Source organism: Rhodoferax sp. OV413 (assembly GCF_945881795.1).
Classification (GTDB): Bacteria; Pseudomonadota; Gammaproteobacteria; order Burkholderiales; family Burkholderiaceae_C; genus Allorhodoferax.
Map to the genome: position 1 here is coordinate 1 of NZ_CAMCVG010000033.1, position 23,867 is coordinate 23,867.

At 62.9% G+C, this 23,867-nt stretch carries 21 protein-coding genes; 8 read left to right on the forward strand and 13 right to left on the reverse strand.

The window, feature by feature from the left end; all coding sequences use genetic code 11:
* The first annotated feature begins 145 nt into the window (after nt 1–145).
* Nucleotides 146–526 (forward strand): hypothetical protein, encoded by a 381-nt coding sequence (locus Q0O05_RS05895; protein ID WP_293661191.1) that lies wholly within the window; start codon nt 146–148, stop codon nt 524–526.
* 32 nt (nt 527–558) lie between these two features.
* Here Q0O05_RS05895 and Q0O05_RS05900 read toward each other — a convergent pair whose 3' ends face one another.
* Nucleotides 559–2,331, reverse strand: a complete 1,773-nt coding sequence (locus Q0O05_RS05900; RefSeq protein WP_293661193.1) for a DEAD/DEAH box helicase — start codon at nt 2,329–2,331, stop codon at nt 559–561.
* A gap of 226 nt (nt 2,332–2,557) precedes the next feature.
* Between Q0O05_RS05900 and ettA the strand changes: the two genes are divergently transcribed.
* Complete coding sequence (gene ettA, locus Q0O05_RS05905; protein WP_293661195.1) at nt 2,558–4,219, forward strand: energy-dependent translational throttle protein EttA; 1,662 nt, start codon at nt 2,558–2,560, stop codon at nt 4,217–4,219.
* Nucleotides 4,220–4,242: 23 nt separating this feature from the next.
* On the forward strand, nt 4,243–6,519 hold the full coding sequence (locus Q0O05_RS05910; RefSeq protein ID WP_293661196.1) for a DUF1631 family protein: 2,277 nt from the start codon (nt 4,243–4,245) through the stop codon (nt 6,517–6,519).
* Nucleotides 6,520–6,581: 62 nt separating this feature from the next.
* Here the strand turns inward: Q0O05_RS05910 and Q0O05_RS05915 are convergent, their stop codons facing one another.
* On the reverse strand, nt 6,582–7,100 hold the full coding sequence (locus Q0O05_RS05915; protein ID WP_293661198.1) for a flavin reductase family protein: 519 nt from the start codon (nt 7,098–7,100) through the stop codon (nt 6,582–6,584).
* Between the two features lie 202 nt (nt 7,101–7,302).
* Here Q0O05_RS05915 and Q0O05_RS05920 point away from each other — a divergent pair, with 202 nt between their 5' ends.
* Nucleotides 7,303–8,022 carry a M14 family murein peptide amidase A gene (locus tag Q0O05_RS05920; protein ID WP_293661200.1) on the forward strand — a complete coding sequence of 240 codons (720 nt, stop codon included), beginning with the start codon at nt 7,303–7,305 and terminating at the stop codon, nt 8,020–8,022.
* Nucleotides 8,023–8,031: 9 nt separating this feature from the next.
* On the opposite strand, the gene Q0O05_RS05925 is transcribed toward Q0O05_RS05920, so the two are convergent.
* From Q0O05_RS05925 to Q0O05_RS05940, 4 genes are all read right to left on the reverse strand, one after another.
* Nucleotides 8,032–8,775, reverse strand: coding sequence for an amino acid ABC transporter ATP-binding protein (locus Q0O05_RS05925; RefSeq protein WP_293661202.1), 744 nt, complete (start codon nt 8,773–8,775; stop codon nt 8,032–8,034).
* A gap of 23 nt (nt 8,776–8,798) precedes the next feature.
* On the reverse strand, nt 8,799–9,914 hold the full coding sequence (locus Q0O05_RS05930) for an amino acid ABC transporter permease (protein WP_293661204.1): 1,116 nt from the start codon (nt 9,912–9,914) through the stop codon (nt 8,799–8,801).
* A 9-nt stretch (nt 9,915–9,923) separates the two neighbouring features.
* Complete coding sequence (locus Q0O05_RS05935; RefSeq protein WP_293661206.1) at nt 9,924–11,120, reverse strand: ABC transporter permease subunit; 1,197 nt, start codon at nt 11,118–11,120, stop codon at nt 9,924–9,926.
* 142 nt (nt 11,121–11,262) lie between these two features.
* Nucleotides 11,263–12,297 carry an amino acid ABC transporter substrate-binding protein gene (locus Q0O05_RS05940; RefSeq protein WP_293661208.1) on the reverse strand — a complete coding sequence of 345 codons (1,035 nt, stop codon included), beginning with the start codon at nt 12,295–12,297 and terminating at the stop codon, nt 11,263–11,265.
* A gap of 292 nt (nt 12,298–12,589) precedes the next feature.
* On the opposite strand from Q0O05_RS05940, the gene Q0O05_RS05945 reads away from it, so the two are divergent.
* Nucleotides 12,590–13,612 (forward strand): methionine synthase, encoded by a 1,023-nt coding sequence (locus Q0O05_RS05945; protein ID WP_293661210.1) that lies wholly within the window; start codon nt 12,590–12,592, stop codon nt 13,610–13,612.
* 11 nt (nt 13,613–13,623) lie between these two features.
* Here the strand turns inward: Q0O05_RS05945 and Q0O05_RS05950 are convergent, their stop codons facing one another.
* Complete coding sequence (locus Q0O05_RS05950) at nt 13,624–14,184, reverse strand: DUF1003 domain-containing protein (RefSeq protein WP_293661212.1); 561 nt, start codon at nt 14,182–14,184, stop codon at nt 13,624–13,626.
* A gap of 11 nt (nt 14,185–14,195) precedes the next feature.
* Nucleotides 14,196–14,660 (reverse strand): hemerythrin domain-containing protein, encoded by a 465-nt coding sequence (locus Q0O05_RS05955; protein WP_293661214.1) that lies wholly within the window; start codon nt 14,658–14,660, stop codon nt 14,196–14,198.
* Between the two features lie 99 nt (nt 14,661–14,759).
* Between Q0O05_RS05955 and Q0O05_RS05960 the strand changes: the two genes are divergently transcribed.
* Both Q0O05_RS05960 and Q0O05_RS05965 read left to right on the forward strand, forming a co-directional pair.
* Entirely contained in the window at nt 14,760–15,500 is a 741-nt protein-coding gene (locus tag Q0O05_RS05960) for a 2OG-Fe dioxygenase family protein (RefSeq protein WP_293661216.1), read from the forward strand.
* Nucleotides 15,501–15,713: 213 nt separating this feature from the next.
* On the forward strand, nt 15,714–16,766 hold the full coding sequence (locus tag Q0O05_RS05965) for a GGDEF domain-containing protein (RefSeq protein WP_293661218.1): 1,053 nt from the start codon (nt 15,714–15,716) through the stop codon (nt 16,764–16,766).
* Nucleotides 16,767–16,788: 22 nt separating this feature from the next.
* On the opposite strand, the gene bktB is transcribed toward Q0O05_RS05965, so the two are convergent.
* Entirely contained in the window at nt 16,789–17,976 is a 1,188-nt protein-coding gene (gene bktB / locus Q0O05_RS05970; RefSeq protein WP_293661220.1) for a beta-ketothiolase BktB, read from the reverse strand.
* Nucleotides 17,977–18,137: 161 nt separating this feature from the next.
* On the opposite strand from bktB, the gene ppk2 reads away from it, so the two are divergent.
* Complete coding sequence (gene ppk2, locus Q0O05_RS05975) at nt 18,138–19,049, forward strand: polyphosphate kinase 2 (RefSeq protein WP_293661230.1); 912 nt, start codon at nt 18,138–18,140, stop codon at nt 19,047–19,049.
* A gap of 114 nt (nt 19,050–19,163) precedes the next feature.
* Here ppk2 and Q0O05_RS05980 read toward each other — a convergent pair whose 3' ends face one another.
* The 4 genes from Q0O05_RS05980 to Q0O05_RS05995 all read right to left on the reverse strand — a co-directional run.
* Nucleotides 19,164–20,192, reverse strand: coding sequence for a transporter (locus Q0O05_RS05980; RefSeq protein WP_293661222.1), 1,029 nt, complete (start codon nt 20,190–20,192; stop codon nt 19,164–19,166).
* 74 nt (nt 20,193–20,266) lie between these two features.
* The gene (locus Q0O05_RS05985; protein WP_293661224.1) at nt 20,267–21,229 is read right to left on the reverse strand and encodes a DUF4743 domain-containing protein; all 963 of its coding nucleotides are present in this window, start codon (nt 21,227–21,229) and stop codon (nt 20,267–20,269) included.
* Nucleotides 21,226–22,935, reverse strand: coding sequence for a single-stranded-DNA-specific exonuclease RecJ (gene recJ, locus Q0O05_RS05990; RefSeq protein ID WP_293661226.1), 1,710 nt, complete (start codon nt 22,933–22,935; stop codon nt 21,226–21,228). Before recJ ends, Q0O05_RS05985 begins: the two co-directional genes overlap by 4 nt.
* A 4-nt stretch (nt 22,936–22,939) precedes the next feature.
* Nucleotides 22,940–23,867, reverse strand: a 928-nt coding sequence (locus Q0O05_RS05995) for a hypothetical protein (protein WP_293661228.1), incomplete at its 5' end; no start/stop codon positions are given.

Genomic DNA, 23,867 nt, shown 5'->3' on the forward strand with positions numbered 1-23,867 from the left:
AAGCCCGTGGTTATTGCGCTAATAGCTATGAATTTGGTAGCACTTTGATTTTTCCGCTAGTCGGTGGGGTCGCGGGTGCGGATTCGTTGGATGGGGCCTCGCATAACCGGGCCTCGCATAATCCGGCCATAGTCAAGAGGCCTCTATGAGCACCATCACCAAAGTCACGCTTTTCACCGACACCGACGGTTTTGCCAGGTTTCGCGAGGAGACGATTCCCCTGAACGAGGGAAATCCGCAGTCCATGCTCTCCGGAGTGTTTGCCTCCGGCGGCTACCAGTTGCGGACCAGCCCAGTAGGCTTTCGCAGCCAGTTCCACTGCTCGGGGCACACGCAGTGGTGCTTTATCTTGCAGGGTCAGATGGAGATTGGGGTACACGGCTCCTCGCGCGTGTTTGGCCCGGGCCAGCACTTTTATTCTGCCGACCTGCTGCCCGAAGGCGCCACCTTCGATGCCGCCGTTCATGGGCACTGGAGCCGGCAGGTGGGTGACCAGCCCTTGGTCACCCTGTTTGTGCGTGGCTAAAAGCCTAAGACCTATGCCCTAAGGCCTGAGCCTTAACCCCGCGGCCCGCGGGAGCCGCCGCCCCCGCTTCGGCCGCCCCCGCCTCCGCCATAACCACCACCGCCACCGCCACCGCTTCGGCCACCGCCGCCGTATCCACCACCCCCGCCACCACGGCGGGCGCCGCGGCCGGCCATCATGTCGACGTTGGTGCGCATCGGATCGGGTTGCGCGGTGGACGGACGCGGAGCCCGGCCCTCATGGGTAAAGCCTGCGGGCGGCTGAAACTCGGCGCTGCCGCCTTCACGACGCGGTCCACGGCCTTGCGCGGGACGCGGGCCTTGCGAGCGGGGGGGCTGGAATTCGCCGCCGCGGTCCGGGCCACGCCCACCGCCACCAGCATTTCCTCCGCCGCCGTTGCCGCGTGGGCCTTGGCTGCTACGTCCTGCGCCGCCGCCATTACCAACGCCCCTCGTGCCACCATTCCCGCCACCATTCCCGCCACCATTCCCGCCGCGTCCACCGCCACCGCCTTGGGTGGCCTTGTTGTCGCGAACGCGCTGCAGCATCTCGGTGCGGGCGGCCTTGGCGGCTGCCTGCATCACGTCTCGGCTTGGCGGTTTGCCTGCGCCGCCCCAGATGGTCTGGCGGCCCATGGCGATAGGCTCAGCCCTTTCACCCGGCTCCGGCGCAAAACCCTCAATCACTTTGACGTCGATCTTTTGCTTGGTGAAGCGTTCGATGTCTTGCATGAAGCCTTCTTCATCCAGGCACACCAGGTTCACTGCTGCACCATCGGCGCCCGCGCGGCCGGTGCGGCCGATACGGTGCACATAGTCTTCGCTCACGTTCGGAATTTCGTAGTTCACCACGTGCGGCAGCTCGTCAATGTCGATGCCGCGGGCTGCGATATCGGTAGCCACCAGCGCACGCACCTCGCCGCTTTTGAAGCCGGACAGGGCTTGGGTGCGGGCTGCCTGGCTCTTATTGCCGTGCAACGCCATCGCGGTGATGCCATTCTTTTCTAAAAACTCAGCCACGTTGTTAGCGCCGAACTTGGTGCGTGTGAACACCAGCACCTGGCTCCAGTTCTGCTCGTTGATGATGTGGGCGAGCAGCGCCTTCTTCTTGCCGCGGCCCACGGGGTGAATGACCTGCGTGATGCGCTGAACCGTTGTGTTGCGCGGGGTGACTTGCACGCTTTGCGGGTTCTTGAGCAGGCCGTTAGCGAGTTCACGGATTTCGTCGCTAAAGGTGGCCGAGAACAGCAGGCTTTGCTTTTCCTTGGGCACCAGCGCCAGCACTTTCTTCACGTCGTGGATGAAGCCCATGTCCAGCATGCGGTCTGCTTCGTCGAGCACCAGAATTTGCACTTGGCCCAGGTCCAACATGCCTTGCTGCGCCAGGTCGAGCAGGCGGCCCGGAGTGGCGACCAGAATGTCCACACCCTTTTTGACCTTGGCGATTTGCGGGTTCATGCCCACGCCGCCAAAGACCACAGTGGAGCTGAGCTGCAGGTACTTGCCGTAGGTCTGGACGGACTCTTCCACTTGTGCTGCGAGTTCGCGTGTGGGGGTGAGCACCAGAGCGCGGATGCCGGTGCCGCCGAACTTGTTTTGTGCGCTGCGGCTCATGGTGAGGCGGTGCAGCAGGGGCAGGGTGAATGCGGCGGTTTTACCGGTGCCGGTTTGGGCGCCGCCCAGCAGGTCGTGGCCCTCGAGCACGAGCGGGATGGCCTGCGCCTGAATGGCGGTGGGGGTTTCGTAACCCTGCTCGCGCACGGCCTTCACGATGGCGGGTGCCAGCTTCAATTCTTCAAAGTTCATGGATAAATGCGTCCGTCCTGGACGCTTGGGAATCGGCCGTTCTGCTGTCCCGTGGCACAGCAGTCAGTCAAAGGCAGATGGATTCAAAAGTGGGACGCCCTGTGTCTGCGGGGTCCCCAGCAAGTTGCTGGCATTGCGTGTAACTGAAAACAGCAATGAGGTGATTGTCGCACGCTTGTCAGTGCAGTCGATAATAGTGCTTTCCATCTGAATCACCAGAGTCGCAATGGCCCAATACGTTTTCTCCATGAACCGCGTCGGCAAGATCGTGCCGCCCAAGCGGCACATCCTTAAAGACATTTCCTTGTCCTTCTTCCCCGGCGCCAAGATCGGTGTGCTGGGTACCAACGGTTCGGGCAAATCCACCTTGCTCAAAATCATGGCCGGTGTTGACAAGGAGATTGAGGGAGAAGCCATCCCGATGGCGGGTCTCAATATCGGCTACCTGCCGCAGGAGCCTCAGCTCGACCCCACCCACACCGTGCGCGAGTCGGTAGAGAGCGGCATGGGCCGGGTGTTTTCCGCCAAGGCCCGCCTGGAAGAGGTGTACGCCGCCTACGGTGCAGAGGACGCAGACTTTGACGCGCTCGCCGCCGAGCAGGCGGAGTTGGAGGCCATCATCGCCACCGCCGGCACTGACTCCGAGCACCAGCTGGAAATTGCGGCCGACGCGCTGCGCCTGCCACCGTGGGATGCCAACATCGGCGTGCTTTCAGGGGGTGAGAAGCGCCGCGTGGCTCTGTGCCGCCTGCTGCTCTCCAAGCCCGACATGCTCCTGCTCGACGAACCTACCAACCACTTGGATGCTGAGTCGGTGGACTGGCTGGAGCAGTTCCTGCAGCGCTATTCCGGCACCGTGGTGGCCATCACCCACGATCGCTACTTCCTCGACAACGCGGCCGAGTGGATTCTCGAACTCGACCGTGGATCGGGCATCCCCTACAAGGGCAATTACTCCGACTGGCTGACCCAAAAGGGCGCCCGTTTAGAGGCCGAACAAAAGGGTGAAGAAGCACGCGCCAAAGCCTTGAAAAAGGAATTGGAGTGGTCCCGCCAGAACCCGAAGGCGCGTCAGGCCAAGAGCAAGGCCCGTCTGGCCCGCTTTGAAGAACTGAGCGACTTCGAATACCAAAAACGCAACGAAACCAACGAGATCTTTATCCCGGTGGCGGACCGATTGGGTAGCCAAGTGATCGAGTTCAAGGGCGTGAGCAAGTCCTTTGGCGACCGCTTGCTAATTGATAACCTGAGCTTCAATATTCCTGCCGGCGCGATTGTCGGCATCATCGGCCCGAACGGTGCCGGTAAATCGACCTTGTTCAAGCTGATCGCCGGACGCGAGAAACCGGATTCTGGTGAAGTCGTCATTGGCTCTACCGTCAAGATGGCGTTTGTGGACCAGCACCGTGATGCGCTGTCGGATGAAAAGACCGTCTGGGAAGACGTGTCCGGTGGACTCGACATCCTGAACGTTGGCAAGTTCCAGATGGCCAGCCGCGCCTATTGCGGTCGCTTCAACTTCAACGGGGGCGATCAGCAGAAGAAAGTGGGGATGTTGTCCGGCGGTGAGCGCGGCCGTCTTCACCTGGCCAAGACCCTGATTGCCGGCGGTAACGTACTGATGCTGGACGAGCCGTCCAACGATCTGGACGTGGAAACCTTGCGCGCGCTGGAAGACGCCTTGCTGGAATTCGCCGGCACCATGCTCGTCATCAGCCACGATCGTTGGTTTCTCGACCGCATTGCGACCCACATCCTCGCGGCCGAAGGCGACAGCCAGTGGACCTTCTTTGACGGTAACTACCAGGAATACGAGGCTGACAAGAAACGCCGCCTCGGTGAAGAAGGCGCCAAGCCTAAGCGCGTGCGCTACAAGGCGCTCAAGTAAATCTACAGGCCAAGAAAGCACGCATGCCGAACACCCCCGCCCATTACGCGGTTCTGTATCAGGAAACGATCAGCGACGCGGTAACGAGCGGGGCCAGCATGATGGGGCAGCTGATAGCGGCACTGCGAAGTGGGCTGCAGGCCAAGGAGGCTTCAGCCCGCGACCTGCACGAGCGCGACTTGTATGCCGAGTCCCTCAAGCAACTTTTCTTGCATGACGAAGCGCTGCGCAGCGGTTTTGGCCGGGCGCTGCAGGAGCAATTCAGCAAGTCGCAAGCAGCCCCCGAGGTGACGGCGCCCCACATCGCTGATGTGCCGTTCGACCAGCTGGAGTTGATGGACGAACTGCAAGTGCAGGCCAGTGTGAATATGGCGCGCTCGCAGCAGATGGCCCTGCTCTCGGCAGAAGCCAATCTGTCGGAGCTCAACACCCTGGTGTGCGCAACGCTGGGCCTGCCCTCGGTGCAGCCCGAGCGCAACCCCCTGCGGCCCGATTCCTTTATTGCGGCCCTGCGCACTACGGTGGAGCGCATTGCGGTGCCGCACGGATTGCACCAGGACTGGCTGGACGGTATGGGCGTGGCCTTGGGTGGCGAGCTCAAAGCGCTCTACGCGCGGCTTACGGCTAAGTTGCATGACGCGGGTGCGGTCGCTGCCGCCTATGTGCTGACGTCCACCCGCGGCACCGGCGCTGCCGGAGGCGCTGGGCCTGCCCCTGCCCCTGATCCGTCTCTTCTCACCCTGGACCGCTTGCGCAAGCTTCTGGCGGGTGAGCTGGCGCAGCTGGGAGCGAACCAACGCGTTGCTACGTTTTCCGAACATTTCTCGCAAAAGTTCGATGCGCAGGTGCACTGGAATACCCCCGCCGATGCCGCGCACACCGACTTTGCGTCCACCGTTCCTGCTGCCTTTGAGGCGCTGGCTGATATGCAGCAGGTAGACCATGTGATGCAGCGGCTCCAAGCGCGCCAAGGCGCAGGCAAGCCCGTAACCGATGCCGCAGGAGCAGACGCAGTGCGCGAGCAGATTCGCCGCAGCGCCAGCGGAGTGGCGCAGGCCTTGAGTCTCGAAGTGGTCAATCTGATGGTGGACAACATGGCTCGCGATCCACGGCTGCTCAAGCCGGTGCAGGCGCTGGTGCGCGCGCTCGAGCCGGCGCTGATGCGCCTGGTGCTGGTGGACGCACGCATATTCACCGACAAGCAGCATGCAGCGCGCGTGCTGATTCAAGAGATCACTAGCCGCAGCCTGGCGTACCCCAGCGTTAAGGCGGCTGGCTTTGCAGAGTTCATGGGCGCTGTGCGCGATGCGGTGGCGCCCTTGTCCAACGCGGCGCCGGATGGCCCCGAGCTGTTTCGCAACGCCCTGGACCAACTCCGAGGCCTGTGGCAACAGGAGTCTGCCCAGCAGGCTCAGGCACGCACCCAGGCAGTCAAGGCGCTGGAAAAGGCAGAACAGCGCAACCTGCTGGCCGAAAAAATTGCCCGTGAAATCGACAGCCACCCCGATGCGGCCAAAGTGTCCGAAGCAGTGCTCGCATTCCTTTGCGGACCTTGGGCCCAGGTGGTGGCGCAGGCGCGTATGTCGGGGGGGAGCGGCTCCGCCGCCGCCGACAAATACCAGGCCCTGGTCTCGGCCATGTTGTGGAGTGCCCACCCTGACCTCGCCCACAAAAACATCACCAAGCTGACCAAGCTTGTCCCCCTGTTGCTGGCGACTTTGAGGGAAGGCCTCGACACCATCCAATACCCGCCCACCAAGACGAGCGCGTTTCTGGAGGTGCTGATGGGCCTGCACCAGGCCGCTTTTCGCGCGGTTCAGCGCGATACCGCCACCATCCTCGAAAAGTCTGCTCCGCGTATTCCCTCAGTGGCGTCCCTGGTTCGCCAGCGGCCGGTGCAGGACGGTAATCCGTGGGTTGCCCCCGCGGAAGCGCAGGATTCCAACCTGATGGACATCGAGGATGCGCCTCTGCAGTCTTTGGTCAATCCGGCCCCGAACCAGGCTTCTGCCCCCGGGGCGGCGCCAGCGCCTGTGGGGCCCCTGCCGCTGGGCGCCTGGGTGGAGCTGCAAACCAACGGCGAATGGATACGCACCCAGATGACATGGGCAAGCCCGCACGGCACCTTGTTCCTGTTTACCAATGCAGCAGGCGCCACCCATTCCATGACGCGGCGCACCCACGACAGACTGGTGGCGCTGGGTCAGCTGAAGGTGATTTCTGCGCTGCCGGTGATGGACGACGCGCTGGACGCGGTGGCGCACAAGGCCATGCAAAACAGCGTGGATTCCACGCTGTAAGTCGGCCATCAAGCGCGTCTGCCCCATAGCACCGGCCCCATAGCACCGGCCCGTATTGCCGATTACAGCGGGTGCTCGGCGTAAAACTTGCCGCCGTGAAACAAGAGCGGCGAGGCCCCGCTGCGGTGGCTGCAACGCTCGACCTCCCCCACAAAAATCACGTGATCGCCTTCTTCGTACTGGCTGCGGTTAAAGCACTCAAAGTGGGCCACCGCGCCCTCCAGCAAGGGGGCGCCATGGGCACCGGCTACAAACTGCACGCCGGCGTACCGGTCGATGTCCTTGGTGGCGAACTGCATCGCCAGTTCCTGTTGATCGGCGGCCAGGATGTTGATGGCGTAGTGCGCACCCCGGCTGAAAGCCGCCATAGAGCCCGCCTTTTGGGACAGACTCCACAACACGAGTGGCGGCGTGAGGGAGACCGAGTTGAAGGAGTTGGCGGTGAGCCCGACCAGCGTGCCGTCGGGTTCGCGCGCAGTGACGATGGTGACGCCTGTGGCAAACATTCCGAGCGCCTGGCGGAACTCCTGGGCAGAAAAATCCGGGGGGAGTGCGCTCTGGGCGCGAGAGAGAGATGTCATGCGACGAATTTACCGCGCTTTGGTTGCAGTACCCGGCCGGCAGCCTGCAAATCCTTCGCATCCCGCCCCCATTACAATGCCCCGCATGCTCAAAAGCCTCATTTTCGGACTCTCTGTTGCTACAGTTTCTATAGCTCACAGCGCAGATATAGCAAGCATTTGCAGGGATTATTCCTCTAAAATTCCAAGTGTTCCTGCTGCCATGTGCGAGGCCGCTGGCCTGCAGGATATGCGGGGCCGTACTGTAAAGGGCCGGGTGATTTGGGGGCGCGACGTGGGCCCCATTGACGCGCAGGTCAAGGTGCTGGTGATCGGCGGCATCCATGGCGACGAAAGCTCCTCTATCTCCCTGGCTTACCACTGGCTGGGCCTGGCGAAGGCCCCCCCGTCGGACGCGCCACTCAGCATCCACTGGCGCTTCATTCCCAGTCTGAACCCGGATGGCCTGTTCGCCCGCCCCGGGCGTCGCACCAACGCAAACGGCGTGGACCTTAACCGAAACTTCCCCACGCCGAATTGGGCGCGCGATGCCAAGGTCTACTGGGAGCAGCGCACTCGCCGCGATCCGCGTCGCTGGCCGGGCAGCAAAGCCGTGTCGGAGCCGGAATCCCGCTTTTTGCTGGATCAGATGGACGCTTTCAAGCCCGACCTGATTGTCAGCATCCACGCGCCCTATGGCGTGCTGGACTTTGACGGCCCATCGGTGCCGCCCAGCCGCCTGGGTCGGCTGTATCTGGACCAGGTGGGCATCTTCCCCGGCTCGCTGGGGAACTATGCGGGCGTGCACCGGCGCATTCCGGTGGTGACTATCGAGCTGCCCAGCGCCTCACGCTTACCCCAGGAGGGCGAGGTGCGCCAGATGTGGATAGACTTGATGCGCTGGACGCAGGACCGGCTGTCCCCCGGCGCGGTGAGCCGCTGATCCAGCGGCTCAGTGCCCCAGAATTTTGGACAGAAAGTCGCGGCTGCGCTCGTTTTGGGGATGGTTAAAGAACGCATCCGGCGTGTTTTGCTCGACGATCTGGCCCTCGTCCATAAAGATCACCCGGTCCGCGACCGCCTTGGCAAAACCCATTTCGTGGGTCACGCAGATCATGGTGATGCCTTGGTTGGCCATCTCAATCATCACGTCCAGCACCTCTTTGATCATCTCCGGATCCAGCGCAGAGGTGGGCTCGTCAAACAGCATGATCTTGGGCGTGAGGCACAACGCCCGTGCGATGGCCACCCGCTGCTGCTGACCGCCTGAGAGTTGCAGGGGGTATTTGTCGGCCTGGTTGGCAATGCGCACCCGCTCGAGCTGCTGCATAGCTTTTTCCTCAGCCTCTTTCTTGGGCATTTTGCCCACCCACATGGGCGACAAGGTGAGGTTCTCGAGCACGGTGAGGTGCGGAAAGAGGTTGAACTGCTGAAACACCATGCCCACCTTTTTGCGCACATCGTCAATCACCTTGACGTCGTCGGTGAGCTCCACGCCGTCCACGGTCAGGTGGCCCTGCTGGTGCTCTTCGAGCCGGTTGATGCAGCGGATGAGGGTTGACTTGCCCGAACCCGACGGGCCGCAGACCACGATGCGCTCACCCTGAGCCACGGTAAGGTCAATGTCGCGCAGCACATGAAAGTTGTTGCCGTACCACTTGTTAACTTTGTCGAAGGTGATGATGGGTTCAGACATTTGGGTTCCTTAACACGCCGCCCTCAGCGGAGTTTGCTTTTGTTCACTTGCCGCTCGATCCAGAGGCTGTAGCGCGACATGGAGAAGCAAAAGCCGAAGTAAATCAGGGCGATGAACAGGTAGCCCTCGATCTTGTAAGGGCGCCAATCGGCATCGGAGTTCAGGGCCAGCGTCATGGAGCCTGTGAGCTCGTAGAGGCTCACGATGGTGACCAGCGAGGTGTCCTTGAAGGTGGAAATGAAGTTGTTCATGATGCCCGGCACGACCATGGAGAGCGCCTGCGGCAGCACGATCTTGCGCTGTGTCTGCCAGTAGCTCAGGCCCAGCGTGGCGGCCGCTTCTATCTGGCCTTTGGGCACGGCCTGCAGCCCGCCGCGAATCACCTCCGCCATGTAGGCGGCCGCAAACAGCGTAATGCCAGCCAGCACCCGTATCAATACATCAATGCTGAAACCCTGGGGCATGAGCAGAGGGAACATGAACGACGCCATGAACAGCACAGAGATCAGCGGCACGCCGCGAATCAGCTCGACATAGATTGTGCAAAAACTTCGGATGGCCGGCAGATCGGATCTCCGGCCCAGCGCGATCAGCAAAGCCAGCGGAAATGCCATGGCCATGGACAGGGTTGACAGCAGCAAAGTGAGCGGCAAGCCGCCCCAGCGGTCGGTGTCTACCCGGCTCAGGCCCCCGACACCGCCGGCCATGAGCAGGTAAAAGCTGCCCAGCACCAGCACCCAGGCCAAGGCCAGGCCCGGACGCCAGAACATGCGCATGCAACTGGCCACCAGCAAGCCCAGCAACAACAGGCTGGCGACGAGCGGGCGCCATTGCTCCTCAAAAGGAAAGCGGCCGAAGATGATGATGCGGAACTTCTCCACGATCACGCCCCAACAGGCGCCGGCCCCGTCCGCCCGGCAGTCCTCAAAGCGGGGTACCCACACCGCTTGCACCAGGCCCCAGTCCAGGAACCGCGGCAACACCGACAACAGCACCGCCAGGATCAGCAGGGTGCCCAGGGTGGTCTGCCAATCAGCAAACAGGTTGAGTCGCAGCCATGCAAGCAGCCCCTCGGTTTTGACGGGTGCCGGCCGCGGAGCGATGGGGATGTAGCTGCCCGGGAGATGACTTGTGCCCATGGGTTTCCCTTAGCGCTCCCGGATGGCGGAGCGGTTGTTGTACCAGTTCATGGCCACTGAAGTGAGCAGTGAGGTACTGAGGTACACCAACATGATGATGGCAATGCACTCCACGGCGCGACCGGTCTGGTTGATGGCGGTGTTGGCAATCGACACCACATCCGGGTAGCCGATGGCCACCGCCAGCGAGGAATTCTTGGTGAGGTTGAGGTACTGGTTGGTGGTGGGGGGAATGATCACCCGCAGCGCCTGCGGCAGCATCACCAGTCGCATGGCCTGTCCGCGGCTCAAGCCCAGCGCGGCCGCAGCCTCCGCCTGCCCGAGTGACACCGACTGAATACCGCCGCGCACCACCTCGGCGACAAAGGCCGCGGTATAGATCGTCAGGCCCAGCAGAACCGAGAGGTACTCCGGCGTGAGGGCGCCACCATTCTCAATGGCAAATTCACCCTGAACGGGCATATTGAGCGCCGTCGGCGCCCCACCCAGCAGCCAGCCTGCCAAGCCGCCGACGAGCAGCAGGGCCAGTGGCGCACCGATCCTACTTTTGGACTTGCCGGTTTTTTCGAAAAATGCGCGCGCATGGGACCGGTAGGCCAGCGCCGCCAGCAGGCCACCCAGCAGCCCCCAGGCAGCCCAGATGTGCCCGTCGGCCCACACCGGAATCGGAAAGTTCAGCCCGCCCTTACTCAAAAATAAAGGGCCCATCACCAGGGGTTCGTTGGAGGCAGGCAGCAACTCGGTGAACAGCAGGTACCACATGAGCAGCTGCAGCAGCACGGGGATGTTGCGAAAGAATTCCACATAAGCCATGCACAGGCCGCGAATCAGCGCATTGCGCGAAAAGCGCCCCACGCCAATGAGCGTTCCCAGAATGGTGGTCAGCACAATGCCCACCACCGCAACCCTCAGGGTGTTCACAAAGCCCACCAGATAAGCGCGCCAGTAGGACTCCGCCGAGTCAAAAGCAAACAGGCTCTCGCCGATGTCAAAGCCTGCCGGGCTGGAGAGAAAGTCGAAACCGCTCTGGATGCCGCGCAGCTTCATGTTGGTGGCTGTGTTGTGCGTCAGGTAGAGAACTACCGCCAGCACCAACGCCACTGCGACTGCCTGAAACAATAGCCCGCGCACGGCCTGGCTGCGCCAGGACCACGACTCCTTGGCGGGCTTCGGGCGGGAGGCGGGTGCGGATTCGGAAGCGGACATGTCAGCCTCTTTGAACGACTCGGAATCGCTTTTTCATGAGAAAAACCAAGGGCTTTGAAGAAGAAAAAAGGGCAGCGCAAAGAGTGTGCGGCTGCCCATTTTCGGGGCACATTGCGGCATGGGTGCAATGTGCATCAGGCTCTTAGCGGATGGGTGGCGCGTATTGCACGCCGCCTTTGCTCCACAGGTTGTTCAGGCCGCGGGGCAATTGCAGCGGGGACTTGGGGCCCACATTGCGTTCAAACATTTCGCCGTAGTTGCCAGTGGTTTTGATTGCGCGGGCGAGCCAGTCTTTGTCCAGGCCCAGCAGCTTGCCGGTGTCTTCCTTGGAGCCCAGCAGGCGGCCGATCACCGGGTCGGGGCTGTTGGCCTTGAGGTCGTCCACGTTGTCGGCGGTCACGCCGTACTCTTCGGCTTCCAGCAGGCCGTAGATGGTCCATTTCACGATAGCTGTCCATTCGTCATCACCGCGGCGGACCATGGGGCCGAGGGGCTCTTTGGAGATCAGCTCCGGCAGGATCATGTGTTCGGCCGGGTTCTTGGCAACTTTGTTGCGGGTCGAGGCCAGGCCAGACGCGTCGGTGGTGTACGACACGCAGCGGCCCGCAAAGTAGGCGCTTTCCGCAGCCTCGAGCTTTTCAAACACGATGGGCTTGATATTCAGGCCGTTGGCCTTGGAGAAGTCGGTCAGGTTCTTCTCGGTGGTGGTGCCGGATTGCACGCACACGGTCTGGCCCTTGAGCTGCTTGGCGCTTTTGAGCTTGCTCTTGACGGGCACCATGAAGCCCTGGCCGTCGTAATAGGTCACTGCGGTTTGCGACAGGCCCAAAGACGCATCGCGGGTGAGCGTGAAGGTGGTGTTGCGAGAAAGCACATCAATCTCGCCGGACTGCAGCGCAGTAAAACGGGCTTGCGCGTTCAACGGAACATATTTCACCTTGTCGCCACTGCCCAGTACGGCTGCAGCCACAGCGCGGCAGACGTCCACGTCCAGACCGGTCCACTTGCCGTTGGAGTCGGCTGCACCAAAACCGGCCAGGCCGGTATTCACGCCGCACACCACCTGGTCGCGGGCCTTGATGGCGTCCAGTGTCTTGCCGGCGTAGGCGGGCATGGCCACCATAGCTCCCCATGCGGCCACGATGGCAGCCAGTGTCTTCACGTTTTTCATGCTCATAGTGATTACTCCTAAAGTTTGAATCTGCAGTGTGCACGCATTTGGCTTGCGCATCCTGCAGCTGAGCCACAAATGTAGCCTCAGCCGCACGCCCCTGGCACAGGTTTATGTCGGGGTTTTCCAGCGTTCGGGTCATTACCCTCCAGGCGGTATAAGCGAAGCAGGTTCCGTGCCACTAAACTGCGCTCTACCGTACCGGGGCTGTTCCCCGGGGGCGATGTCGCCCACGCGCCAGTAAGCGGGTCGCTATGCGCTAAGGTCGCCGCTTCAACCCACCCCACAAGGAGAACCCATGTTTGAAACCGCCATTGCAGGCAGCCTGCCCAAACCTTCATGGTTGTCGGAGACCGAAAAGCTCTGGCCCCAGTGGCGCTTGGCTGGGCCCGAATTGCAGCAGGCCAAAGCCGACGCGACGCTCCTGTGGATCAAGGCGCAGGAGGATGCGGGCCTTGATGTGGTGGGAGACGGCGAGCAAAGCCGCCAGCATTTCGTACACGGCTTTTTGGAGCAGGTGGAAGGCATTGACTTTGAGAACAAGGTCACTATGGGCATCCGCAATAACCGCTACGACGCGCTGGTGCCACAGGTGGTGGCTGCGCTGCGTCTCAAGGGACGGGTGCACGCCTTCGAGGCCCAATTGGCCCGTGCCCACACCAAAAAGAAGCTCAAATTCACCATGCCCGGCCCGCTGACCATTGTGGACACGGTAGCTGACCGTTTTTATGGCGATCGCAAGGCCATGGCTTTTGCCTTCGCCGAGCTCCTGAATCAGGAAGCACTGGCCCTGCAGGCCGACGGAGTCGACATCATTCAGTTTGATGAACCGGCATTCAATGTCTACATGCAAGACGCGGCAGATTGGGGCGTGCAGGCGCTCGAAATTGCCGCGAAGGGGCTGACATGCACCACGGCCGTGCACATTTGCTACGGCTACGGTATCAAAGCCAACAACGACTGGAAGGAAACCCTGGGCGGCGAGTGGCGCCAATATGCGCAGGTGTTTCCGGCGCTCGCGGCCAGCAGCATCCAACAGGTGAGTTTGGAGTGCTACCACTCGCACGTGCCGCCCGATTTGATGGCGCTGCTCAAGGACAAAGATGTGATGGTCGGAGTAATCGACGTGGCCAGCGACGTGATCGAAACCCCCGAGCAGATCGCCGACACCATTGGCATCGCCCTGCAGCATGTGCCGCGCAACCGCATTTTTCCCTGCACCAACTGCGGCCTCGCCCCCATGAGCCGCGAAGTTGCCACCAAAAAACTAGAAGCCCTTGCTAAAGGCGCGGCACTGGCCCGCGAGCGCTACGGGGCGTAAAGGCGCCAGATTCAGCGGCCCGGCTGCTGGGCCCGTAACTCTGCCAACTGCCGCGAAAGGTCTTGCACCGCCTGGGTCAGCAGGAGCAGTTCCTTGTCTTTGAGCAGGTCGATTTTTTCGTGCAGCAGCTCGATTTCGAGTTCTGCCTTGACGTTGACCTCGTAGTCGCTTTCGGCGTGCTTGCGGTCCAGCTCGGACTGGCGGTTTTGGCTCATCATGATGGCCGGGGCGGTGTAGGCGGCCTGAAATGAGAGCAGCAGATTCAGCAGGATGAAGGGGTAAGGGTCCCAGGCACCCGGGCCGGTGAGCGCGTTGCCGGTAATCCAGGCAGCAATCAGGGCGCTCTGGATCAGGATGAAGCGCCATGACCCCACTGTGCTGGCCACAATGTCGGCCATGCGCTGTCCGCGAGTGGTTGGTGGCAGGTCGACCTGCTCGCTCGCCAGCAGCACCCTTGGCGGGTTTTTGTGGCGGTGCCGGCGGCGGTGCTCGCGCAGCAAGCCGAGTTGGCTCTGGTCCACGGCAGACGCCGGGGTATCGGCAGGGCCGCTCTTGGGCGGGGGTTTCGCCATGCGCTCGGCGCTCAGGCCGGCTGGGCCGCGGTGGCGGCAGAGGCGTCGGGGGCGGAGTGATGGGCCGCTTCGGGGTCGAATCCGCAGGACTTGAGATGGACCGCCAGGCCGGCGTCCATGGTCTGCGCGTGCTCTGCGAACCAGATGCCTAGCTCATAGGCCAGCTGTCGCACCATGGCCTTGTCGCCGCCGTGGCCGCGGGCCTCGCATTCGCGCATGACCGCCAGAATCATGGCGTGCTGGCCCGAGTGGCAGCCGCGAGGGCCGAATTGGGTGGCCTCCATCCACTGGTCCTCGCGGTCAAAGTGGTCTTGCGTATGGGCAATGACCCGCGACCACATGGGCAGGAGCATGTCGTCTTCGGTTTGCACCGTCTCCGCCAGCAAATCCACAAACTCTTCATGGACCTGGTCCAGAAAAGGCAGGTCAAGTACGAGGTCCTGGTTCCAGGTCATTGGGGTGTAGGTCTGGGTCATGGAGAGGTCTCTTAGTGAGGTGAGCCTAACCGGTAAAGGCCCCCAGTGTATTGACTCAGCGCAGGCCATGTCGCCAAGGGGGCGTTGATAATTCTGCACATGACCGTTTCATTTCAGCCGCCCTTGCTGGCCCGCACCGTGGATTTGGGCGCCACACTATTTCGCCAGGGCTATGCGGTCCTGGGGGCCGGCCAAGTCGCCGGCCTTGCGGATGTTCCCCTCGCATGCTTGCTGGATTGGTGCAGCAGGTGGAGCGATTTGCCACCCGACAACTACTTGAAGGACGGCGGTCGTTACCGTAGGAGGCGGCACTCTTGCTTTATTGTGGACACAGGAAAAGTGGCGATGGTGCAGCACCGCCCGCACTGGCAGCCGCTGGCCTACAACGCACTGCATGGCGGCATGCAGCGGCACTTTGAGCCTATGCCGCAGGAGATGACGTCGCAGCCGGAGTGGGAAAGCCTGCTGGCCTGGTTGGGGGGCGTGGCCGATGAGCTCAAGGGGCCGCGCGCCTGGTTTGCTGAGGCGCATCAGTTCCGCATCGACACAACCGACGGCATTGGCCGGCCCACGCCCGAGGGAGCCCACCGCGACGGAGTGAACCTGGTGGCCGTGTTTCTGGTGGCGCGCCACGGCGTCAAAGGCGGAGAGACCCGGGTGTTCGAATGCGATGGCCCGAACGGGCAGCGATTCACCCTGAGCGAGCCATGGTCGGTGCTGCTGCTTGATGACGAGCGGGTCATCCACGAGTCCACTCCTATCCAGCCGCTGAAGCAGGATGGCTACCGTGACACGCTGGTGGTCACGCTGCGCTCCGGCGGCTTCCAGGGCGAGTCCTGAGCCGGATTGTGAAATCCTGTCCTGTTGGATTCTTGCCCTAGGCGTGGCAGGGGTGTCTTTGAACCGACTACTGCCTGCACTAAGATGGCGCGGGTATGCGGTGAGGGGTCTGCGGAGCGCTGCGTGAAGCTGCTTAGCGCGATTGGAGTGGCGTCAACCTCCGACGCATCCGGATGCCCAAGCCTGCCAAGGACACAACAAGGTAATGGATTCATGAACGGATTGGTGCAACGTCTAGCAGTATTGAGTGGTCTTCGTGACCGCGATGCTTTAGACACTGAACTCGTGCGGCTGGTGCTGCATGGCGCCAATTTCGACTTGTCACGCGCCACGCTGTTTCGCATTGTGGGCGAGGGCGATGAACGCCGCTGCCTCTCACTGGCTGCCGCGACGGCCGGTCAGGAAATTCCAACCCGCGACTTGCTCTGGTCGGACTGGAGTCTGCTACCCCGCCTGAGCGATAGCCCCTTGCGAACAAGCGCAATGCACAAAGGCCGCGCTGTACAAACCGAAGGCCCCAGCGAGGGCGGGCTCCACACCGTGGTGTTGCCGATGGTCGGAACCCAGGGGCTTGAAGTCATGCTGGAAGTGACGGCTTCGCACAGTCTGCAGCCGGCGCAAGTGGATCTCTTGCAGAGCCTGTTGCTGGCGTACCAGAATCTGTTGGGCCTGTTGGACTACGGCGAGCGCGATTCGCTGACCGAGCTGCTCAACCGCAAGACCTTTGACGGCGCCTTTTTCAAGGCCACCTCGGACCAGCGCAATGCCGTCTCGGGTGAATTCTCCGAGCGGCGTGAAACGGCGTCCGGCGGGGTGGGAGTTTTCCTCGCGGTACTCGATATTGATCACTTCAAGCGCGTCAACGACAACTACGGCCACCTGATTGGCGACGAGGTGTTGCTGCTGGTGGCGCGGTTAATGCGCGACAACTTCCGCTTCCACGACCAGCTTTACCGCTTTGGTGGCGAGGAGTTTGTGATCCTCATGCGCTGCGACAGCGCGCAGTACGCCGAGTCGGCGCTTGAGCGGCTGCGCGAGCGGGTACAGGCCTACAAGTTTCCGCAGGCAGGCACCATCACGGTGAGTATCGGGGTCTCCAGCCTCATGCCCAACGACACGCCCAGCAGCGCCTTCGGCCGGGCTGATAAGGCGGTGTACTTCGCCAAGGGCAATGGCCGCAACCAGGTCTGCAACTACCACACGCTCGTGGCCGAGGGTAAGCTGGCCGAGCAAGTGGTTGACGAGATGGACGTGGACCTGTTCTAAACAGGCCCCACCTTGATTTCCTTTAGCGGTCGCGTTCAAAAATAGCGGCAATGCCTTGGCCGCCGCCAATGCACATAGTCACCAGCGCATAGCGACCGTTGATTCGCTCAAGCTCGTATAAAGCTTTGACGGTAATCAAGGCGCCGGTTGCGCCAATCGGGTGGCCCAAAGAGATACCTGAGCCATTAGGGTTGACCTTGGCCGGGTCCAGCCCCAGGTCTTTGGTGACGGCGCAGGCCTGCGCGGCAAAGGCTTCGTTGGCCTCAATCACATCAAGGTCGTTCACCGTGAGCCCTGCTTTTTGCAGCGCCAGGCGCGATGCCGGCACCGGACCGATGCCCATGTACTGCGGATCCACGCCGGCGTGGGCGTAGGCCACCAGGCGGGCCAGCGGCTTCAGGCCACGCGCCTTCGCCACGCTTCTCTCCATCAGCACCACGGCGGCTGCCGCATCGTTAATGCCCGACGCGTTGCCCGCGGTGACGGTGCCGTTTTCTTTGACGAACACCGGCTTGAGCTTGGTCATGTCGTCGAGCTTGCAGTCGGGGCGGAAATGCTCGTCGGTGGCGTATGCCACCTCGCCCTTCTTGCTCTTGAGCATGACCGGCATGATCTGGCTGGTGAAGTAACCGGCGGCAGTGGCCCGCTGGGCGCGGTTGTGGCTCTCCACGGCCAGGGCGTCCTGCTCTTCCCGGCTGATGCCCCACTTGGTGGCAATGTTTTCGGCGGTGACGCCCATGTGGATGGTGTGGAAGGGGTCGTGCAGTGCGCCGATCATCATGTCCACCATCTTGCTGTCGCCCATGCGGGCGCCCCAGCGCATATTCAGGCTCGCAAAGGGCGCGCGGCTCATGTTTTCAGCGCCCCCGCCAATGGCGATGTCGGCGTCACCCAGCAGAATGCTCTGGCTGGCGTTGACGATGGCTTGCAGCCCCGAGCCGCACAGGCGGTTCACGTTGTAGGCGGGTGTTTCGTGTGCGCAACCGCCGTTGATGGCGGCCATGCGGCTGAGGTACATGTCTTTGGGCTCGGTGTTCACTACATGGCCAAACACCACATGGCCCACATCCTTGCCCTCTACGCTGGCGCGGGACAGCGACTCGCGGACTACGTGGGCGGCAAGCTCGGTGGGGGCAATGTCCTTCATGCTGCCGCCAAAGGTGCCGATGGCGGTGCGCACTGCGCTGACGACGACGACTTCACGTGACATAAGGGTCTCCTGTAAAAATTAGTGTGGAAGCGGGCAGTTTGCGCCGCTCGTAATACAAGCAACTTACGGGTGAATGTTTCATTTTTCGGTCATAAATATGAAACTTCTGTTGCCTACCCTCAGATCACAAAAACCCGCCCCCCAAGGAGTGAACCATGAGTGTGAGTGAAGAAGATTTGATCCGTCGCATCCGCAGTGACATGTTGGACAGCTTTGACGAAGAGATGGAAATGGAGCTCGACGACCACAACCAGGACGAGCTGGCAGACGGCACATCTGCCGCCACCACCGAGCAGCAGCGCAACGACCGCCGCACCTATTTCCGCGAGCTCTTCCGGATGCAGGGCGAGCTGGTGAAGTTGCAGGACTGGGTGGTCGCCACCGGGCACAAAGTGGTCGTGATTTTTGAAGGACGCGACGCGGCCGGCAAGGGTGGCGCCATCAAGCGCATTACCCAGCGACTCAACCCCCGCGTTTGCCGTGTGGCGGCGCTGCCCGCCCCCAATGACCGGGAACGCACCCAGTGGTACTTCCAGCGCTATGTGAGCCACCTGCCTGCGGCCGGCGAAATCGTGTTGTTTGACCGCAGCTGGTACAACCGCGCCGGTGTCGAGCGCGTCATGGGCTTTTGCAACGACGAACAGCTCGAAGAGTTTTTCCGCACCGTGCCCGAGTTCGAGAAGATGCTGGTGCGCTCCGGCGTGCAGGTCCTCAAATACTGGTTCTCGATCTCGGACGAAGAGCAGCACACCCGCTTCCTGGGCCGTATCCACGACCCGCTCAAGCAATGGAAGCTCAGCCCGATGGACCTGCAGTCCCGCGTGCGCTGGGAGGCTTACACCCATGCCAAGGAAGCCATGCTGGAGCGCACCCATATTCCTGAGGCGCCCTGGTGGGTGGTGCAGGCGGTGGACAAGAAGAAGGCCCGGCTGAACTGCATCCACCACCTGCTGAGTCAAATGCCCTACGAAGAAATTCCGCACCCGCCGATCGAGCTGCCCGAACGCGTGCGCAACAAAGACTACGAACGCCACCCCGTGCCGGCCAACATGTACATACCGGCAGTGTATTGAGCCCAGACGTATATTTGCTATTATTTTAGAAGCGAATACCGCATATTCTGCGGGGGTTAGCGGCCTAAAAGGACTTGAAAATCGAGAAAAGCCCAAGCCAGCGCTTGGGCTTTTTTATTCCCGCGGATCGCGGAAGGCGAAGTAAGCCGCCACGGCGGTGAAGCTGATGATCAGCGCCACAATCCACCAGAAGCCGTGCGCGTCTTCGGCCAGTGGAATGCCGCCCACGTTCATGCCCAGCAAGCCGGCGATCATGTTGATCGGCAGCGCCAAAACGGTGACGATCGTCAAGACATACAGGCTGCGGTTGTTGGCCTCGGCGACGCGACCCGCAATTTCTTCCTGCAGCAACTTGATGCGCTCTTGCAGTGCCGCCATGTCGCTGAGGGCGACGTTGAATTCCTCGGTGGACTGGCGCAGAGCGTCGAGGTCGTCTTCGGAAATCCACTCCGGCGGCGTGCGCAGCAGCCGGAAAAGGGCCGCCGGCTCGGGCGCGAGCAGGCGCTGCAGGCGCACCAGCAGACGGCGCAGCGATCCGAGGTTGGCGCGCTTGGACTCCAGCCGGCCCGCCAACAGCTTGTCTTCCAGCTCGTCCACCCGTGTGGTGGTGTTGCGCACGATGCCAACCAGCACATCCCCTTGGTCGTGCATAAGATGCACCAGCAAGGCGACCGGTGACATGACCTGCGCGTTGCGACGGACCGCGTCACGCAGCTTGTCGATAGAGCGCAGGGGCTGCAACCGCGCACTCACCACCAGGCGCGGCCCGACCGACAAACGCAGGGTGGAGATATCTGAAGGTTCGAAGTCAAAGTCGTAATGCACGTCATTGATCACGGCCACCAGCATGTCATCGTCCAGCTCCACCCGGGTGGATCGGGAGCCCTCCGCCAGCGATTCGTGAAAGATGTCGGAGAGCTGCAGGTTTTCCTTGAGCCACTTGGTACAAGCCGAATGCGCCAGGTTGAAATGCAGCCAGACAAAGCCGCCGTCTTCAGGTGCCGGCTGCGCCAGCCAGGTGAGCGCTTCGTCGCCGGAGATGGTTTTCGCGAGGCCTTGTGCATCGAACAAAAAGCCGTAAATCAGGCCGGAAGCGTCAGCGCCGTAGTTCGGCGAGGTGGGGGGAGTGCTGGGCTTCGACATAGAGTCTCTTTAATACTGGCCTGCATGGTAACGATTTGTCATGTCTCGAGCCTTTCAGGCCCGCCGTGCGCGGGTCAAGGGCCCCCCGTACCCGGCCCCGTACCCAGTCCCAGGCCCTGCGCCAGCGAGGCCACGGCATCGCGGGTGAATTCGCCCTCCAGAATCCGAGACACCGTCTGCGCCGGCGTGAGGCACAGGAACTCGGCCACCTCGCCGTCCTGGTTGCGGGGCGTCCAGCCTGCGGGGCAGGCCCAGTTGTAAACCAGCAGGGTTTCGTCGTGCCAGCCGCCGGCGTCCACGCGGGCGGTGCGTATCAGGCCGTGGGCGTGCAGCGCCTGGGTGTCGGCCGGCAGCGCGCCGGCCTCTTCGAGCAGCTCGCGCTGCGCGCAGTGCCACGGCGCTTCGCCCGCCGGCAGGCCGCCTGCGGTCACGTTGTCCAGCTGTCCTGGGTCGGTGGCCTTGGTGCGGGCGCGTCGGCCGCACCAGAGCCGGCCGTCTGCGGTGAAACCATTGATGTGTACTGCGTGGCTGCGCATGCCCAAAAACCGGAAGCCCGCCCGTTCCACCGCCAGCAGGGGAGGGCGGCCATCTTCCGGGGGCATCAGGCAGTCGTGCCCCCAGAACGCGAAGGCTTCATCGCGCCAACCGTGCACCAGACCGCGCGCATGGCAGGCCTGTAAGGCGGCTTGCAGCCGGGCGCTGCGATCGACGGGGCTCAGGTGCTGCGCGTGCCAATGCAGGCCGGAGGCATGCGTGTCGCCAAAAATGTGGATCGCGGTTTCGTGAATCTCGTTGTGGGGCAGCAGCTCTGCCAGAAGAGCCGCGCGCTCGGGCTGCAGCAGCCCCAGCCGCAGCGGCTGCTGCTCTGCGTTGCCGGCCAGCCAAAAAATGCGCATGTCGGCCGGCGGCGTGCTGTTGGCCTGTGCTGCGGCATCGGCCAATTGCCGACGCTCTGTCGCACTGAGCGCGGCGCTGAATGCAGCACTGAATGCAGCGCTGGAGGTGGTGGGATGGCCTGGCGCGGCGCCCGATGTCACCCCTGCGCGCCCTCGACCAGAAAGCGCACCCGGCGCACGCCGTTCCACTCGTCGGCATCGAGCCGGAAAGCCAGCGTCACCTTGGGCGGCAGCGGCTCGGTGCGGCTGAACCAGATGCCGTCCACCGGTTCGCCCTGGTGCTTGAGCTTGAGCGCGAGATGCTTCTCGCCCACCAGCCTTTGCGAAAGCACTTCGACCTCCTCGCTGAAGGTGGGCGCGGCAAAGCCCTGGCCCCAGACTTCCTTGTGCAGCGCGTCCACCACATCCACCCGCCGGTATTCGGCGGACAGGGGGCCGTCGGTCTCCATGCGGCGGGTGAGCGTGGCGGCGTCCAGCCATTCCTGCGCCACCTCGTTCAGGCCGTTCTCAAAATCGTCAAAAAATTCTTCTGCCACGGTGCAGCCCGCAGCCATAGCGTGGCCGCCAAAGCGCAGGATGACGCCGGGGTAACGCTTGGCCACCAGGTCTAGCGCGTCGCGCAGGTGAAAGCCGGGGATGCTGCGGCCGGAGCCCTTGAGTTCGTGTTCCTTCCCCTCGGCGGCACTGGCTGCGAACACAAAAGTGGGGCGGTGCAGCTTGTCCTTGATGCGGCTGGCCACAATGCCGACCACGCCTTCGTGAAAGTCGGGGTCAAATACGCAGATGGCTGGCGGCGGCTCCTCGCCCTCGTCAAACAGGCTCTCGGCAATGGCAAATGCCTGCTCGCGCATGTCGCCCTCGATCTCGCGGCGCTCGCGGTTGATGCTGTCCAGGGTTTTGGCCAACTCATCGGCGCGCGCCGGGTCGTCGGTCAGCAGGCACTCAATGCCCAGCGTCATGTCGCTCAGCCGGCCGGCCGCGTTGATGCGCGGCCCCAGCGCAAAGCCGAAGTCAAACGTCGTAGCCGCTTCCGCCTTGCGTCCTGCTGCTACAAAAAGGCTAGCTAGTCCCGCCGGCATGGCAAGCGCCCGCACCCTTTTAAGCCCCTGTGCGACGAGGCGGCGGTTGTTGGCATCGAGCTTGACGACGTCTGCCACCGTGCCCAGCGCGACCAGGGGCAGCAGGGCATCGAGCTTGGGTTGGCTAGCTGCGTCAAACAGGCCGCGCTGGCGCAGCTCGGCGCGCAGGGCCAGCAGCACATAAAACATCACGCCCACCCCGGCCATGGACTTGCTCTCAAAGCCGCATCCCGGCTGGTTGGGGTTGACGATGACATCGGCCTCTGGCAGCTCGCTGCCGGGAAGGTGGTGGTCGGTCACCAGCACCTGCAGTCCCAGCGCGTTGGCGCGGGCAACACCTTCTACGCTGGCGATACCGTTGTCCACGGTAATCAGCACATCGGCGCCGGATTTTTTCACCCGCTCGCTGATGGGGGCGGTCAGGCCGTAGCCGTCGATCACGCGGTCCGGGACCAAGTAGTCCACATGCTGCGCCCCGAGCAGGCGCAGGCCGCGCACGGCGACCGCGCAGGCGGTGGCGCCATCGCAGTCGTAGTCAGCCACGATGCAAAGCTTTTTGTGCTGTGCAATGGCGTCTGCCAGCAGGGAGGCAGCCTGCACGGCGCCCAGCAGACTGTGCGGAGGCAGCAGCTTGGCCAGCGCGTCGTCCAGCTCATCGGTTCCGGTCACTCCGCGCGCGGCATACAGGCGGGCCAGCAGCGGGTGGATGCCCGATTGCTCCAGCGCCCAGGCTGCGCGGGGGGGAATATCGCGGGTGATGATTTTCATAATCTCAAAGGGTGTCCAGGAGGGCGGCAAGCGTGGGGTCTGTCCAGCGGCGCTGCAACCGGCGCCACCAGCGGCTGTTGTCCAGCAACAGGGTGGCGGCCAAGCGCTCACCGCACAGGGTGATGGCCAGGGTCTGGCCGGCGCGCGCGCGGTCCAGCAGCGGTGCGATGGTGCCACCGTCCAGCGCCTGCCAGGCCCGCACCCAGCTGGCTGCGTCGTCGCGCAGGGCCGCGGCCTGCAGGTCGCTATGCAGCTCGATGGCCGCAGCGCTTGCGTGAGGCGCCACATCTTTGGCCGCCGAAACCTTCGGCGCCGGCAGGCTCCCCGTTCCGCTGATCCAGAACGAATTCACCGGCAGCTGCCTGCGTGCAGCGCGCGCATCATTCACCGGGTGGCGGTAGAGCAGCATCTGCATTTCATTTTGCAGCCGTCGCAGGCTGCGGGCCTGCGCGGCGCGGGGCATCCAGGCGTCCACCTTGGCGCCGCAGGCACGGGCCAGCGATGCAGTAGGCAAGTCGCGCAGGATGTCGCCTTGCGCCAGCCAGGTCACCGCGCGGGGCAAGGCGGGCGTGACGTGGGGGGCAGCGTCTGAATCGGATTCAGCGTCCGCCGCCCGCGCCGTGGGGTGCAAGGTGATGCCGTCTTCGGCGAAATAGGGCTGCATCGCGGTGCGCAGGGCTTCGCTGTCGCCGGGGCTCAGGTCCAGGTGCGCGGGGTGGTCCATGGCCACATGGTCGGCGTTGATCTGCCAGTGGCAGGGGGTGATCCAGGCCCAGGCCCCTTGGGTGGCCGGCAGGCCGGCGTGCTGTGCGTCCTGCGCGGCCCACGGCAGCAGCCCGTCCGTATCCGGCCAGCCCATGGCACGGGCCTGCACCCGCTCAAACAGGGGCGAGAGCGCGTCCTCCGTGCCCGCCATCTGCTGCCCCGTGCTC